This is a genomic window from Phormidium tenue FACHB-1050, from assembly GCF_014696925.1.
Lineage (GTDB): Bacteria > Cyanobacteriota > Cyanobacteriia > Pseudanabaenales > Pseudanabaenaceae > Pseudanabaena.
In genome coordinates, this window is sequence record NZ_JACJQY010000027.1 from 1 (window position 1) to 15,882 (window position 15,882).

The window sequence follows — 15,882 nt, forward strand, 5'->3', positions numbered from 1 at the left end:
GAAATAGGTTAATCTCTTTCATAGGGGTTTTATTTGTGATGTGGTTATCTTTTATAAAACCCCTTCCTGCCTACTTTTGCAACTTTTTGTCCTGTACTAAGCCTAGGATGTGATGTTAAGTAGTTAATAAAAAAGTTTAAATTTAAACTTTTTTATTGCTATAACAGTGCTGTGTTCTTATTTTTTACGCGATCATAAAGTGTTTCCATCGTTTCAATAAAAGAGCTATCCTTTTTCCAGAAGGGCGGATTGTCGCCTTGTTTTTTGATGACGATCGCTGACACGCTAGCGGGAGCAGCAAAAGGAATTGATTGTGGTAGGCGCTTTTGTCCCTGCCAAAATTGTTTGAGCGTAGGAGTTTCTTTGATCGCTACAGTTTGCGGCTTCGTGAAATAAGAAGTTGCTAATTCTGGCGCAAGGGTGCGATCGCCTAATTCTGATGCGAGGGCTTTACCGAGGGGCGATTTGATTAGTTCTGTTTGCAAATCTTCTTTAGATATGCCGCGCATCTCGAATAGTAGAAATGGATCTTGATCGAGTTCGCCAGCAAGTCGGTAACATAGCCCTGCGATATGTTTGCAAGGATTGGAATAGTCGGGACAGGAGCATTCGGTATGAAAATCTTTGCGGCTATAGGGTAGTAGATGTTTGCCAACAGCGGTAAAGCTATCTTCAATATTTTCAGGAACTTCATTGAGCAATAGTCGGGCGACTACGCTTGCCTTGGAGGACATATTGGCAATAATTTTTGTCCAGTCTTTAGCTGCGATCGCTGTCATTTTTACTTCAGTCCCATAGAGTGGCTCTTTATAGACTCCAAAGTAAGGATTGACGTTACCGCGAATAGTGGCGGTGGCGAGTCCTTTGGTAATAGTAAAATGGAGAATGCGACTGTCTCCAGAATAGGCTCGTCCACGCTGGAGTCTACCTGAATCGGTGAAAGATTCGATGGCGCTAATAAATTTTTGACCCCACCATGTCCGACTGTGTTTTGCCATTGTTTTAACTCCTAAAGTTTTATTTTGAAGGTTCAGCTTCTATATGCGCTTGACAGCAAACTAAGATAAATCAATCATTTTATTTGAATCTTTTTTTGTCTCATCAATATTGCCATCTAAATCAGATTCACCAATATGGTCTCCTTGGGCATTAAAAACCTCAATATGTGATGCTTGACCATAATGAAAATTGTCCACATACCAGTACCGATCACTTTGCACTTCGCGATAAACACTTCTTCCATCGTAAAGATTTTGTGTTTTTTGAAATCTCTGAGTATCTCTCAATATTGTTTGTTGATCTTTGGGTGGATATCTTGACAAAAAATCGTATTCTATTCTGCTTAAGCTTAATTTTACTTCTAGCCAATTTTGTAGTGCTGAATGGCTATCAATTCCATCTAATTTAATAGGCTGTGTTTCGTCATTATTTTTTATGATTGGAATTGTGCAGCATTCTTTAATATCTGGATGCAATAAGTTAAAAGTTGAACTTTTAAAATTTATGACTAAATAAATTGAGTCTTTATTCCTTAGAGATCTTTCTGAAACTTCTGCTAAAGATGTGTCAGTTACGTTTTTAGATATTTCGTTATTCAAGTAATCAAATAAGTCATCAGGACAATGTAACTGCTCTTTCCGCCATTCTTGAGGATTTTGTTTATTAAAGACTATATCTACAAAATTTTGCTTTACAGATTTGTCTTTGATTAGATTAAGGCTAGCACTAAAATTTGATTCTCTAACAGCTTTATAGTTAACAAGTAACTTACTATCTTTATAAATTTGTTTATTATTTGTCTTTTTACTTAACAGCTTAAATATCTCAATAAAATCTTTGACTGCCCTAACAAACTCCGATTCGCTAGTATATTGTCCTTCCAATGAAACTTCATTAATAAATATTTCCATATTTAAATACCAAAAAGCCTTTCAAAATCTTTGGATGTCTGATCAAAGAAATCATCTGGCCATTCTTCGATACCACCATCAGATTGTACGGTTATTTGCACAACTGGATTATCTAAATCTTTTTGAAAATATAGAATACTTAGATATTCTGAATCAATTATTTTGTCAAGTACTGCTATGCGTAAACCATTTAAAATATGATCACTGTGAGACTCAACTAAAACTTGTACTCCACAACTACTAACTTTAGCAAGGAATTTAGTTAACTCAGATTGCGCTCTTGGATGTAGATGTATTTCGGGGTTTTCAACGATTAATATTTCACCTTCTTTGGCAATTAATCCTGAAACGATAATTGGCAGAACGCTATGGAATCCAAATCCTACGTTTGCTGGCTTAAAGCGATCCTTTGAGGCACTTGTATTAAATAGCAGTTCCAGAATACTACTTTGTGAACTGGGTATTTCAAGTTTAGCGCCACCAAAAATCTTACTTAACCACGCTTCCGTCTGTGTAATTAGGTTTTTAGCATCTTCACCTAAGCAGAGTCTATCATCAACTAATTCGTCCTGTTTCTTATAAAGTAAGTTAGCGGTAAATTCACCTCTTGCACCTACATTTGGGAATTTATCTAGAGTTGATTTAAGATAAAAGTCTTTTGGTCCAATGCGATCGGCAGAAATATAATGAATTCTATCAAGATTTATGGAATTTTCAAAAGGTGAATCATATTCCACAGTACCGATTCCAGCATCATCACATATAAACTTAGCAGGTACTAAATTAATTAAACCAGTCAAAATATTATGACCAGAAATTGAAAAATGATGAAAAATATTGTCTTTTATACTTAACAAGAAATAAATTCTTTCAATATCATGAGTAAGTGAAGGATAAGTACTACTATCAGATTTATAATCGTCTTTATTAAATAATTCATTAAATAAAGTTAGTTGAGTTATTTGAGCAATCATATCGTCTGATTGTTGCTCAGACAGTGAATATTCAATGTATCCTTTAGACATAAAACAATCAAAGTAATATTTAAAGAAAATAGAATCATCTCTTGATGTATCTCTATTATGAATATCATCAAAACTGTTTAAGTTAATACAACTACCATTAAAAAGTATTTGACCTGTCTTCTGATTGTGTTCAATAGATTGTTTCATTAACAGTAAAGATTGCAGTAAAGTTGATTTACCTCTGCCATTAACTCCTGTTAATAAAGTTAAATTTCCTAAAGGAAAAGACACTCTATTTTTAAAGCATTTGAAATTTTCTATCTCTATTTGAGTTATCATTCCACACCTCCTAAAATTTCTTGAGCTAGGTTAAATCTACCAATAACTTTAGCCTTACTACTAGTAGCATTTTTCACAGCATCTAAATAATCTAAATTTATGATAAGCCTTTCAAAATTAGCGATAATTTGGATTTTATTTTGTTTTAAAAATGAATCGTCTTTAATAGAAAAGAAATAAGCCACTGACTCAAGAATTGCAATGCTAATTCTACCTCTAGTTTGATTCGTAGGCAAACGGAAATTTTTCTTGCCAAAGAATTCATAAGTAATATTCATAACTCTTTGAAAATCATCTTTTAAAGATTCAATTTCTGATGACTTCATCGTATTTATCTTTTTCATTGTAGTTTCTAGGAAATTGCTCATATCACCTTGATAATCTTTTGCATAGTCAAAAATCCTAAAAGCTAAATATCTTAAAACTGCTTCCCTATCTTTCATTCTCTTTTGTGAAATACCTTGATTAATCGCAATTTTAAAATAATCTGATTCAGCTAATTCTTTAAGTAACTGTGTGGATTTACCCGAAAATATACAATTTCGTACTTCTTGACGTTGTAGATTCGTTCCACCTGTATTAATCCTATTAAAAATATCATAAACTACCTTTACAGGAACCGACGGTCTAATCACATAAAGGTTAAGCTTTTTATTTTCAATTTTTGTTTGATAGTCACCAGATAAATTTTTGAGGTCAGAGAAATTATAACCATTTAACTTTTCAAGCACCTCTAATCCTTGAAGCTTAAATCCATTGTTTACAAACTCATGTAAAGTACTAGTGCGTTGTAGTCCATCGACAACTATATATTTCCCCTCTCTTGTTTGATTAACATAAAAAGGTGGTATGGGGAAATTTAAAATAACTGACTCAATAAACTTACTTTGTTGAGTTCGTTCCCAAACAAGATTACGCTGGAAATCAGGTTCAATAATTAACTTACCATTATCGTATTTTCGCATCAACTCGAAAACAGTTTGAGGATCTTCACGAATATCAATATCTGCTTCAGTAGGATCGTAAGGATATAGCCCTTCTTCACCTTGATCTTCTTCCAAGGTGTCATCATCTGTTTCTATTATTTCATTTATAAAATCACTTTTTTCTATTGTTGTAATCATATACATCCCAAGATTTTAATCTGTATGGTTTTTGCATTATAGCTTATAGGTTTAGATAAGCCTTTTAATCCATAATTGCGCTCTTATTCAAAGCAATAAGCTGCTTAAACTTATCGTTGTCTAGCTCCGTGAGCCAAGACTCATCCGCACCGACGATCGCACCCGCGAGTTTCTTTTTGTCCTCAATCATTTGATCGATGCGTTCCTCTAGGGAGCCAATGGTGATGAATTTATGGACAAAGACATTTTTCTTCTGCCCAATCCGAAATGCGCGATCAGTGGCTTGGTCTTCAACGGCGGGATTCCACCAGCGATCGAAGTGGAAGACGTGGTTTGCCTTGGTGAGCGTAATGCCGACACCGCCAGCCTTGAGCGAAAGAATGAATACCGAAGGCTCAGTTTCAGGATCTTGGAACTCCGTAATCATCCGTTCGCGTTTATCGCGATTTGTGCCACCGTGAATATAGTAAGTGTTGTAATGCAGCTTTTGACGAACGTATTTTTCTAGAGCATCACCGATTTCTGTGAATTGAGTAAAGATTAAGATGCTTTCTCCTTCGGAAATTACTTCTTCCATCATCTCGGACAAACGGCTAAGCTTATGCGATCGCTCGGTTGTAAAGTCGCTACCATCTTGCAAAAACTGACGGGGATGATTGCAAATTTGCTTAAGCTTCAGCAATGTCGAGAGAATTAATCCCTTACGCTGAATACCTTCTACTTCATTGAGTTGTTTTTCCACATCCCTAACTACTACTTCATAGAGGGAGGCTTGCTCCTTGGTGAGGTTGGTATAGAGCTTTTGTTCGATTTTATCGGGCAGATCTTTAATGATCGATTGATCAGTTTTGACTCGCCGCAAAATAAATGGCTCGACTAGTTTCTTTAATACCCCTGCTTGAATTTGATCATTATTCTTTTGAATTGGCGTTTCAAAAGATTTTTTAAATTGTGCTTCTTTACCCAAGTAGTTGGGATTGAGGAAGTTGAAAATAGACCATAAATCTAATAGGCGATTCTCAACGGGTGTACCTGTGAGGGCAAGGCGATGTTTTGACTCTAACTTGAGGATTGCTTTAGTTTGGGCTGCTTTGGGATTTTTGATATTTTGGGCTTCATCAATCACGATTCGATGCCAGTTGACGGAACTAAATAGAGCTTCATCTTTGCGAATGAGCGTGAAGGAAGTAATGATCAAATCATGGGTTTGATAGATCTCTTGAAAAGCAGCAGTATCTTGCAGGCGATCGCTACCGTGATGGACGATCGCTCGTAAATGTGGCGCAAACTTCTCGATTTCCTTTTGCCAATTACCAACAACGGATGTGGGGGCAATCAGTAACGTGGGCGGGATCTCATTTGCCGATTCAAAGGCAGGAAGAACTTTTTTAGATTTTGTTGTTTTGGTTGATTTTTTAGCTTTAGTCGGTTCAGAGATTTCTGCAATTGCAGCACGTTCATTCACCAATCTAGCGATAATCTGCACTGTTTTACCCAAGCCCATGTCATCTGCTAGGCAACCATTTAAGCCCAGATTTTCTAAATATTGCAGCCATGCTACGCCGCGTTTTTGATATTCGCGCAAAGTTCCCTTTAGTTGTGGTGGATTTTCGATGGGTTCAAATTGCTGCTTGTCTTGCAACTTTTCCAGCATCTCCGCAAGGGTGCTGTTGCGATCAACTTCCCAATCAGGATCAGTGGCAGTTAACTTCATCAGGTCAATCAAACTCATTGCCGATGTGCCTTGTCCCTGTTTTTGCCAGAAGGTGAGCATCTCCTGCATTTTGTCGCGATCGAGTTCGATCCATTCACCACGAAACTTGACTAACGGTGTTTTCGCATTGACTAGCTGTTCCCATTCCTTTGCGGAGATGCTTTCGTCACCGATCGCTAATTCGTATTGATATTCCACTAATTGATCGAAACCAAAGTAACTCTTAGCTTGAGTTTTAGAGCTTGCCGCACTTTTGCCAGAACCTTTGAGTTTGATTTTTGCCTTGCGTCGTCCCGCAGGTGTCCACCAAGCAGGGACAACGACTTTGTATCCAGCATCCTCTAAAACCCAAGCCGATTCCTTCAGAAAATCAAAGGCTTGGTCAAGATTAAGACTTAGACCGATAGGGCGATCGGTTTCTAAGCCTTGCCAAACTGGATTATAGATTCTGGCAGCATAACCAAGGTTTAATAAGAGATTCTGCTCAAACTCTTTACCAAATTGCTTTTCCATTGCTTTCTTTTTCGCCGCCGTCATTGTCCAATAATCGGCTAGTGGCAATTTCAGCGATGGATCTTGTTTAGGTGCAACTTGAAATACCAGTTGCCAAGGCTCTTGCTCTTTTACAGGTGCTTGGAGTTGAAAGCAGAGATAAAAAGCAGTATCCGATTGGGTGCGAACAATTTTTTGTCGCCATGCTTGCCATTGTTGATACTCTTCTAATGCTGCATCACCAGCAATCATCGAATCGCCAAAGCGATCATCAGAAAAATCCAACCCTCTGTGTAATAAAGAATCAAATACTTGCTTATCAAATTGGGCAGTTGATGGAGTATGAGTAACGATATTATGCAGCAATGATTCTGAGAAATGCTGTAACAGGGTGCGGCGATCGCTAAACAATAGATGTCCCACAACTTCACTAAACCCTGCCACACAGGCTAGGGGCATATATTCCACATATTGATCTAGTTCTTCTTCATATTTCTCAGAAACGATCTCCCAAGCTGGATAAATCTCAAATTTTGGTGCTTGACTTACTCCTTTTTTAGACTTTGTAGAAGTTTTAGTTGCTTTAGTAGCTTTAACCTCAAGTTCTCGATACTTAAAGGCAGGAATATATTGATCCTTGAGAATAATCTGCTTAAAGGCTTGGGTGTAGTGATACCAAAATAGTAAATCAGAGCCTAGCTGTACTTCCGCAAGATTATTGATCGCAATGAAATGTAAATCATTCAGCAATTTGACAACATTAATCGCTCGACGATATCTATAACCATCAACTTTGACGGAGGCAGTTACCTGATAACAATCAATTTGCCAATACTGTAACTCAAAATCTTCAGGACTATCGATTTCTAAATATCGTGCTGATTCTAGAGATGGTAATGGTTGATTATCGCTAGTAGGCAATAGGAAATATTTTGGAAAGATAATCTTTTCCTTTTCATATCTTTTATTACTTGGCTCCTCTAGAAGATCATCCTTGATAGCTAGATCTTTATAGAGAAACAACTTTAAGTCTGTTTCACCTAAACTCGCAGGATGTTTGGCGATCGCTTCAGATGCTAGTACCGTTTTGGATGATTTACGCTTGTTTGTGGCGATCGCCTTCGGTTCAGTGGTCTCTACCCAAATATAAAAATTGCCAGTCTGGATAAAGTCATTACCATGATCATCAATCCAAGTGCCATGCAGAATTTTCATATTGCTATCACAAAAACCTAGAATTCTTTAAAAGAGATGCTTTGCGGTGTTTTTAAAGAATATCTTGATTCTGGTTTTAGCGTAAAGTGTTATAGCCAAATGTATAGCAATGTAAGATTTGCTTAGGACATAAAACCCAAAAGATGAGTGGCGGCGCAAAGCGCCGCCACTCATCTTTTGGGTTTTAGCTATCTCTTGTATTGCTATATGACTTCTACAAATATCCAACATCAGCCTTAGAGAAATCTAAAATGTCATTAATTAGTTTCAATAGATGGTTTTCTCCATGTTCAATCGTTTGTAATGCTTTAATCTGTTTTTGATTGAGGGAGCCATATACCTCCTCCTGTAAATTTTCTACTAGTCCTAAAATAACGCTCAGTGAAGTACGAAGTTCATAGCTCATGGTGGCAAGAAACTCATCTTTAGCCCACTGGGACTGAGCTAATTCTTGATGAACATTTGATAAAGTCTTATTAAACTCATGAAGTCTGACCTTGGCAAGTTTGCGGTCTCTAATGGCATAGGCTAAAGCCACGCGATCGCTAATATCCCTCAGCACTCCCTGTATACCAATCACATCTCCGAGTGAATTCCTAGCAGGATTGACGTTAGAGGATACCCAAATACAACTACCATCGCTTTTGTAATGGCGAAACTTGATGGGTAAATCTCTTTTTTTACTGGGATCAAGAACTCGCTCAATACTTTTTTTAAAGCGGAGGCGATCGCCTAAATGAATAAGATCAATCATCGATTTACCAATCCAGTCAGCAGGTTCCCAACCAAATAGTTCTTGAAATTGAGGCGAAAGATAAATAAAGTTACCTTCTAAATTAATTGACCAAATTAAATCATTTGAACACTCTAAAAAATTATAAAATTTCTCGCAACCTTCGGCGATGAGTTCTTCTGCTCTCTTACGTAAACTTAGTGCATCAGAAATTGTATTAATTAAGCGGATTCTCTCAAATAAATGATCAAGGGATTGGACTAATCGTTGCGAAGTCAAGTATTCCTTGATCAAATAGTCTTGAATACCATTTTTGGAGGCTTGAGCCGCAGTATATTCATCAATTTGTTTTGTCAACAAAAGAGTCGGCAATAGAGCTATTTGTCCCTGTTGCTTCATCCAGTTGAGAAAGTCTAGACTACTATCATCGGTTAATGACAAGCCAAGCAAAATCGCATCAGTTCTTTTTTCTGCACATATCTCTTTTGCCTTCTCTAAGTTATCTGTTTCTAATATTAGATAAGTATGAGGACGTTCACTATTGAGATAGCAACAATATTTACGCCGATCTATTTCAGAATCATCAACTATCAAAAGGGTCGTGATCATAGAGATTCGCAAATTTAGTATGGAGACAACTCAGAAAAAAGCACAGATAATGTAAAGGATTTTAGACAAGTGGTAATCCTAAATCATTTGTAAGAAGTGGCAGGACGCTCAATTCTCTTGCTGATGAGCCTTAGCTTCTCACAACTCATTTAGGATTACGATATTGACGGAGAGTCAAATTATAGATATTTATCTAAGGTTTTACTAAACTCATCATAGGTCTTGACTCCAATCATCGTCTCCACCAATTCTCCATTTTTAAAGAATAGGACAGCGGGGATGCTCTTCAGTCCAAATTCCTTAGCTAAGGGTTTATTTCCATCAATGTCTAATTTCATGACTTGCGCGCGATCGCTATAATTCGCAGCAAGTTGATCGATAAATGGAGCAATGACCTTGCAAGGACCACACCAAGTTGCCGTACAGTCCACGACAAGCAGAGAGGTATTTGCACGTAAGGTTTCAAATTCAGTTTGGTCTTGGATAAAAACTGCTGTACTCATAATTTATTTTTATTGCTTTTTATTATTTTTAGAGGAAAGATAGATTAAGACAGGTTAATATTGTGTCAGAAAGTGGGTTAAACTAAGGTCTCAAAGGGGGAATAGAAGCTTTAGATGGCATTATTCAGTATTGTCACATTTTCATGAGTGCAATAAATTTATTTTAATTATTTGATTTTTATAGCCATGACAGAAAACGGGTTAGAAGGACTGTCTGTTTGGGAAAGACTAGAACGTGGTAGACGCGCTAAGGCTGCATCAGGGGGATATGCAGGTTATGGTTCGCCTGCTTTTGGCCAACGATCGCTGGATGGAGAGTTGGTGGAAGATCCTGAAGAGGTTCAAGTAGTTGAACTAATTCGCCGCCACCACAAATCAGGCAAGTCATTACAGAAGATCGCTGACTGGTTAAACCAACAGGGCTACACCACTAAACGAGGACAAACATGGAAGCGGATTTCTGTAAAGCGAGTTTTAGATCGACTTTATGGAAAAACCTCCAGAATTTCTGAAGTCTCAACTCAAACTGATAAACAATCCTGTCAGTCAAACATCGATTTACCACTATCATAGTATAAACTATACGCAGGTGCAAGCTTGCCAGTTTTATTGTAACATCTGTGTATAATATACCGAGACAGGCTTAAATTCAATATAGCGTTTATCAGTCTAATGAAGTAAGGGTTTGTTTTCCCTCCGAAGGCGGGGAAACAAACCTTTGTACCTCTCTTGCTCGAAAAACGCTATATAAACAATGACCTCAGCATGGTTAAAGCCCCCAAACTATCCCTGTGTCAACGTTACACAGAAATCTAGATTTTTTTAGGCGTATACATAGCTACTTATTTGACAGCCGATCCGATCGCAATTAATTTGACCATGCAATTCGACACTCCCCTTGATTGGATTCCTAGTTTAACTAGCGTAATTGAATATTCTCCTTTGATCGTGACACCACAGACACTTCTAGTTGATGCGATCACGATGATTAGTCAAGCACATTATCCTAGTTGTTCTCTACTTAATTCAGATATTTCCGAATCCCAATCTGACCTATTAAATTCATGTTCTCAGTTAACCCAACTTGAGGTCAGAACAAGTTGCGTTTTGGTTAAGCAAGATCAGGATTTAGTTGGCATTTTAACGGCACGAGACGTAGTGAGACTGACTGCCCAAGAAGTTGACTTTCAAAATGCTACGGTTGGGGACTTCATGACCACACCAATAGTCACAATGCCACAACGATCCGTAGGAGATATATTTGCTGCATTATTTTTATTTCGCCGTTACCAAATTCGACATTTGCCTCTAGTAGATGATCAAGGAGATTTGATCGGCGTGATTTCCCATGAGGGCATTCAGCATATTCTTCGTCCTGCCAATCTTCTTCGCTTTCGGCGTGTAGCCGATGTAATGACTACTCAGGTAATCTATACATCTATAGATACTCCAGTTTTAGATCTAGCCTATTTAATGTCAAAGCATCGCGTTAGCTGTGTGGTCATCACTCAGACCGATGAAGAAGATAATCAACGTCCTGTGGGAATTGTTACTGAGCGAGATATTGTCCAGTTCCACGCATTTCAAATTAATCTAGCCACTACACAGGCGCAAACGGTGATGAGTTCGCCACTGTTTTTACTCAGTCCCGAAGATTCATTGTGGACAGCCCATCAAGAAATGAAAAAACGTCGAGTCGGTCGAATGGTCGTCTCATGGAATTGGGGACAAAGCTTAGGAATCGTTACCCAAACGAGTTTATTAAAGATATTTGACCCGATGGAAATGTACGGCGTAATTGAGAATATGCAAAAGACAATTCAACAACTACAGACCGAATCTCCAGAATCTACTGAAACAGTTGCGCCTATCGTTAACAACCAATCAAAATCTCTGTCTAGTACGCCTGTTGTGAGTTCAATGGATCGTACCGATTCAGTAATAGCTCGTGTCTATACAACGATTCAACAGTTGATCAATAATTTTGATTTATCAAATGAAGAAATGCGATCGCAACTTAATGCAGTTCTAGATGATCTCCAACCTTTGAAACCATCATCTTTGACTGCTATCCCCGAAAAAGAAAATGAAAAGAATTTTCCTCCTTTACAATCTAGTATATTGTTTTAGAGACTCCGCCGTAAAACAAGGAACCAAATTTTTGATGGCGCAACAAAGCCGCACTATCAAAAATCCGTTCCCTATTAAATTGCAGAATCCTAGACTATGTAGGAATGCCAATGTATAACTACTTTTTATTGGGCGCGATCGCCTTGCCCCTATATTTTTCATTAGCTCAAGCAGCGATCGCTGATCCTGTTAGCCAATTGCTAAAAACTAGAGCTTGCCCAGAATGTGAGTTAAGTAATGCTAATCTCTCTGAGGCTAAACTTAACGGTGCAAATCTGAGCTTAGCAAAAATGCGGGCTGCCGATTTGCGTAAGGCTAATTTGATTGGCGCAAATTTGATCGGTGCTTATTTAAAGGATGCCAACTTTCAGGACGCAAATCTGCGCTGGGCAAACTTCACTAATGCTGACTTAGAGAATGTGGACTTTCGAGGCGCAGACTTGCGGGGAGCCAAGTTTAATGCGGCTTTATTAAAAGATATTAATTCTCAAAAAAGCATCTTTTGTCGCACGATTATGTCGGACGGTAAGCTGAATAATCGCGATTGTCGATTGTCAGGTGATTAGCGTAGGCGCATAATCTCACTGACCCAACGCAAGCGTTCGGCATGGGTGAGGTTGAGAACGTCATCCCTCGACCAATGGAAGTAAAAAGCAATGAAGGCTACCTCCTCGTACAACCGTTCCGAAGGGTAGCCTATAACTCCCCCGCTGTATTTAAGTTCTGGGGTTGTAAACTTCCAAATAGATTTTGTAAATAGAGAAAGTCTGGCAAAAATAGTTGCTCTAGTTGTTGGGCTGTAACTCTATTTAAAGTACCTAATTTAGCGATCGCTTGCACCAACAATAAAAAGACAAGATCAGTATCGGGATTACGTCTAGACAAATCCTGAACGATCATCTCATCTTTGGCAGTCAACAGTTTCATTTTGCCCTGATTATGCACTTCTCCGTTAGCATCAATTAACCCTTTGGGCAACGTAAAGTCAAATTCTTCAACGATCATAATTAATTTCAGTAGGTTTTCTTCTCCCCTCTCCTTTGCAAGGAGAGGGGGCAGGGGGTGAGGTTTTCTTCCTTTGTAAGGGGGAAGGTATTTTATTTTTGGCTTGGTGGAACCTCCGAAGGGGTGAGGATACCGCCAGATCGCTGATTTGGTGATGTGTTTGGAATTAACGGAGAGTCAATCTCAGGAACATCGGGAGGCAAAGCGATCGGAGGAGTTTCTTCAGGCTTAGGAGCAGGTGGTGGCGCGATCGTTTGGATAATGAAGGAGCGCATAATCATCTGTCCATCAGGATTGGTAACTCTTAAGATATAGGTTACTTCTGCGGACTTGGGACTTAAAGGCAAGGCTAACTGTCCCACAGCAGCAACATTTCCAGGAGCAGGAAGCAGATCGATTTTTGCCGCAGCCGAAGCTTCGATTTTCCAAGATAAAGTGAGAATGGTGGGAATATCGGGATTGAGATTGAAGGAATATTGGGGTAATGCATCCTGTCCATTTACCTTCAGTTCGAGAATCTTGGCGGGATATGGTGCGATTTTGGTAATCTCAGTTTTTTTAGTAACTGGAACTGCCTTAGGATCAACGGGTGGCTTGCTCGGCACGATCGCTAACTCGAAAATGTAATTACCTGAAGCCTTGGCTTCAGTTGGCACATTTTTACAAATCATTTGATCATTGGAAATAGTGCAGTAGGGACGTAGCGATCGCGGTAAGCCCTCAGTGAATACAAAACGCAATGGTGGACTCTTGACTTCACCTTCAGGGGATCTGCCCACAAGGGTTAATTCCCTAACTTGGCTAGTGTTAGATATGCTCCAATTGAGTCGAACTTCGTTATCAAGATCGGGCTTAGGTCTCACTATTCTTGGTTTGGCAGCACCTTGAGCTATCCCCACGGCTGTAAAAAACACCTGTTTTTCCAAAGCGATCGCGATCGAACTTGGCTCTGTAAAATTAGGAGTTTTAGCAACATTTTCAGGTTTAGGCTCGGTTGGGGCAGGAGTTGCAGGAACCGCAGGAACAATTCCCGATGGAGCAGCTTGGACAGGCGCAGGTGCAATGGTTGGTAAAACTGGCTTGGATTCTGTGTAGAGAGGCTTAGTTGAGGCAAACTCCAAAATCTCAGCCTGTGGAACTGGCTCTACTAAAATCTTGGTGGTTTTAACCAAGGGAATAGTGCGTGTTTTCGGATTTTTCGATGATAGATTCATCTGAAAAATATACTCACTAGGCTTACGCGCATCGGTTGGCACGTTTTGACACAATAATTCGCGATCAATCACACAATAGTCTTTTAATTCTGGAGGAATCCCCTTGCTAAAGTTATAAACTACAGGCTGACTGAGGAGTTTCTCATCAGTTGAAAGTCCCTCCACTCTGATTTCTCGTAACAACTCAGGATAGGTGATTCGCCAACGTAAGCGAATTGCTTCATTAGAAACTTCTCTATAGGTGGATGCCTCGGATGTGAACTCAATCGCCTGCGGCACATCGGGTGGTCTGAAGAAGAACCACCAAATCAAAAAGATAATGGTTCCAATTAAACCCAAAATACCAATAATCAGTAAAACAAATTGCCACCAAGGACGGGCTGGCAGCAATAAATTACCAAGATAGCGATCATTAGCCAGTAGTGCGCCTTGCTTATCTTCCACTTCGATGATGAAATTTAGATAGCGATCGCTTAAAAAACGTGGCTTACATTTCTTCGTAGGTTCGACTTCGATGTTGATCCTTGCCGTTCCATAGGGAGAAATTTTAATTTCTTCATTGGACAAGGTATAGAGCAACAATCCATCTTGTTCAGGGTTACTAGTTCTAAGTATTAATTCACGAGCAATGTTGCCATTACTTTTGAAGCGCATTTCATAAAGGGAAGGTCGTTTGGCTACCCTAGTCAGCAATGTCACTAGTTGAATATCTAGTTGATAGGTTGGCAGAATCTCAAAATAAGCAATATCTAATAAGGTTAAGTCAGGATTGTTATCTGAATGAACGCGAATTGTTGGTGCATAAATTCCCGCCCAAACATCTAAGGGCGGCTTGAAAATTATCGTGACTTGTCCTTGGGTATCAGGATTAAGTGGTAAACCTTCTGCGGCTTCGACCACACCCACAAGCGCTAAGCCTTCGGGATAGTAAATTGAGACCCATTTCGGATCGAGATCGGGAACTGTAACCCGAAAGCGATCGACTCGTTCGGAACGATTAGAGACGGAAATGAGAACTTGCCAGATCTCACCCGATCGCATCGGATGGGGATTGTCAGATGAGGTGCGCGGCAGAGTGACAAAAGTAGGATCATTGACTCTTACTACTTCTTGGATTGAAGGGAGAACAATAACCTTACCCTTGTACTGGATTGGGGTATGTTCTGGATAATGCTGAGGCGCATCAATAATTAAGGTGTAGTTATGTTCATCGGGGAAAGTCGTCGGTGGTACTTGAATCAGGAATACGACTTCGCAGCTTTGCCCCACACTCAGAGCCAAGCTCTCTGACGGAAAAGCACACCAAGGATAAATCGAGCTAGAGTCTTGATCAAGCGCCACACTGATTACAGCACTGCGATCGCCTTGATTGGTGACTGTGACACACAACTCAAAACTTTCGCCTGTAGTAATTGATACTGTCCCTGATGGGTTGAGAATAATTGACAACGGTCGGACTGCCGATGAGACCGATGACATTGATTCTAAGGTTTCGTTACTTTGTTGACGACGAAAATCAATTTCGTAGTAGGTAATACCCTGTATCTGGCGTGCTTCAACAAAGCCTTGGCTGATTAAATCTGTAACCTCAGCACGGGTCTCTTCTATTTCCGCTTCAATATAAGCAGCGATCGCTTCCAACGTGGACTGGCGTTGGCGCATAATCCAATTAATAATTTGTTGTTGCCGCGTGGATAGGGTCAATATATCCACCATATTCATTCCTGCGTTCTGCTCGGTGGCGCTGTTATCGGCGTTTGAGGCAAATATGGTTGGTTCACTCCTCATATTGTGCAGGATCTTTTATGAATAGGACAGTGGTTATATTAAGGATACAACCCAATGCATTCTGAAAAGTTTAAGTAATGACAAATTGTCAAATTAGGTCAAATTGATGGGAGGCAGCAATTCTCAGTATGAAACCGATTT

The 15,882-nt window shown here is 39.3% G+C and carries 13 protein-coding genes; 3 read left to right on the forward strand and 10 right to left on the reverse strand.

What is annotated here, in order from left to right; translation table 11 throughout:
* Positions 1 to 158: 158 nt before the first annotated feature.
* From H6G05_RS15740 to H6G05_RS15770, 7 genes are all read right to left on the reverse strand, one after another.
* Entirely contained in the window at positions 159 to 998 is an 840-nt protein-coding gene (locus H6G05_RS15740) for an SWIM zinc finger family protein (protein WP_190579185.1), read from the reverse strand.
* Positions 999 to 1,058: 60 nt separating this feature from the next.
* A complete protein-coding gene (locus H6G05_RS25055; RefSeq protein WP_199310587.1) occupies positions 1,059 to 1,910 on the reverse strand; it encodes a hypothetical protein in 852 nt (283 codons plus the stop codon).
* 2 nt (positions 1,911 to 1,912) lie between these two features.
* Positions 1,913 to 3,214 carry a DUF3696 domain-containing protein gene (locus tag H6G05_RS15750; protein WP_190579187.1) on the reverse strand — a complete coding sequence of 434 codons (1,302 nt, stop codon included), beginning with the start codon at positions 3,212 to 3,214 and terminating at the stop codon, positions 1,913 to 1,915.
* Positions 3,211 to 4,338, reverse strand: a complete 1,128-nt coding sequence (locus H6G05_RS15755) for a DUF262 domain-containing protein (protein WP_190579189.1) — start codon at positions 4,336 to 4,338, stop codon at positions 3,211 to 3,213. The genes H6G05_RS15750 and H6G05_RS15755 overlap by 4 nt, the downstream gene beginning before the upstream one ends.
* 64 nt (positions 4,339 to 4,402) lie before the next feature.
* Entirely contained in the window at positions 4,403 to 7,759 is a 3,357-nt protein-coding gene (locus H6G05_RS15760; RefSeq protein WP_190579191.1) for a DEAD/DEAH box helicase, read from the reverse strand.
* A 214-nt stretch (positions 7,760 to 7,973) separates the two neighbouring features.
* Complete coding sequence (locus H6G05_RS15765; RefSeq protein WP_190579193.1) at positions 7,974 to 9,101, reverse strand: PAS domain S-box protein; 1,128 nt, start codon at positions 9,099 to 9,101, stop codon at positions 7,974 to 7,976.
* A 179-nt stretch (positions 9,102 to 9,280) separates the two neighbouring features.
* Positions 9,281 to 9,604, reverse strand: coding sequence for a thioredoxin family protein (locus H6G05_RS15770; protein WP_190579195.1), 324 nt, complete (start codon positions 9,602 to 9,604; stop codon positions 9,281 to 9,283).
* 186 nt (positions 9,605 to 9,790) lie between these two features.
* Here H6G05_RS15770 and H6G05_RS15775 point away from each other — a divergent pair, with 186 nt between their 5' ends.
* From H6G05_RS15775 to H6G05_RS15785, 3 genes are all read left to right on the forward strand, one after another.
* Positions 9,791 to 10,177 (forward strand): recombinase family protein, encoded by a 387-nt coding sequence (locus H6G05_RS15775; RefSeq protein WP_190579197.1) that lies wholly within the window; start codon positions 9,791 to 9,793, stop codon positions 10,175 to 10,177.
* Between the two features lie 273 nt (positions 10,178 to 10,450).
* A complete protein-coding gene (locus H6G05_RS15780; protein ID WP_242025569.1) occupies positions 10,451 to 11,734 on the forward strand; it encodes a CBS domain-containing protein in 1,284 nt (427 codons plus the stop codon).
* A gap of 110 nt (positions 11,735 to 11,844) precedes the next feature.
* Complete coding sequence (locus H6G05_RS15785; RefSeq protein ID WP_190579199.1) at positions 11,845 to 12,300, forward strand: pentapeptide repeat-containing protein; 456 nt, start codon at positions 11,845 to 11,847, stop codon at positions 12,298 to 12,300.
* Here the strand turns inward: H6G05_RS15785 and H6G05_RS25870 are convergent.
* The 3 genes from H6G05_RS25870 to H6G05_RS15795 form a co-directional block, all read right to left on the reverse strand.
* Positions 12,297 to 12,413 carry a DUF6760 family protein gene (locus H6G05_RS25870; protein ID WP_322096377.1) on the reverse strand — a complete coding sequence of 39 codons (117 nt, stop codon included), beginning with the start codon at positions 12,411 to 12,413 and terminating at the stop codon, positions 12,297 to 12,299. The genes H6G05_RS15785 and H6G05_RS25870 overlap by 4 nt on opposite strands.
* A 17-nt stretch (positions 12,414 to 12,430) precedes the next feature.
* Entirely contained in the window at positions 12,431 to 12,739 is a 309-nt protein-coding gene (locus H6G05_RS15790; RefSeq protein WP_190579202.1) for a hypothetical protein, read from the reverse strand.
* 92 nt (positions 12,740 to 12,831) lie between these two features.
* Entirely contained in the window at positions 12,832 to 15,741 is a 2,910-nt protein-coding gene (locus H6G05_RS15795) for a COG1470 family protein (protein WP_190579204.1), read from the reverse strand.
* Positions 15,742 to 15,882: the final 141 nt, after the last annotated feature.

What these genes read in the sequence shown, in the direction of transcription:
- H6G05_RS15740 (WP_190579185.1), bottom strand. Translation starts at nt 998, where the DNA reads ATGGCAAAACACAGTCGGACATGGTGGGGTCAAAAATTTATTAGCGCC.
- H6G05_RS25055 (WP_199310587.1), bottom strand. Translation starts at nt 1,910, where the DNA reads ATGGAAATATTTATTAATGAAGTTTCATTGGAAGGACAATATACTAGC.
- H6G05_RS15750 (WP_190579187.1), bottom strand. Translation starts at nt 3,214, where the DNA reads ATGATAACTCAAATAGAGATAGAAAATTTCAAATGCTTTAAAAATAGA.
- H6G05_RS15755 (WP_190579189.1), bottom strand. Translation starts at nt 4,338, where the DNA reads ATGATTACAACAATAGAAAAAAGTGATTTTATAAATGAAATAATAGAA.
- H6G05_RS15760 (WP_190579191.1), bottom strand. Translation starts at nt 7,759, where the DNA reads ATGAAAATTCTGCATGGCACTTGGATTGATGATCATGGTAATGACTTT.
- H6G05_RS15765 (WP_190579193.1), bottom strand. Translation starts at nt 9,101, where the DNA reads ATGATCACGACCCTTTTGATAGTTGATGATTCTGAAATAGATCGGCGT.
- H6G05_RS15770 (WP_190579195.1), bottom strand. Translation starts at nt 9,604, where the DNA reads ATGAGTACAGCAGTTTTTATCCAAGACCAAACTGAATTTGAAACCTTA.
- H6G05_RS15775 (WP_190579197.1), top strand. Translation starts at nt 9,791, where the DNA reads ATGACAGAAAACGGGTTAGAAGGACTGTCTGTTTGGGAAAGACTAGAA.
- H6G05_RS15785 (WP_190579199.1), top strand. Translation starts at nt 11,845, where the DNA reads ATGTATAACTACTTTTTATTGGGCGCGATCGCCTTGCCCCTATATTTT.
- H6G05_RS15790 (WP_190579202.1), bottom strand. Translation starts at nt 12,739, where the DNA reads ATGATCGTTGAAGAATTTGACTTTACGTTGCCCAAAGGGTTAATTGAT.
- H6G05_RS15795 (WP_190579204.1), bottom strand. Translation starts at nt 15,741, where the DNA reads ATGAGGAGTGAACCAACCATATTTGCCTCAAACGCCGATAACAGCGCC.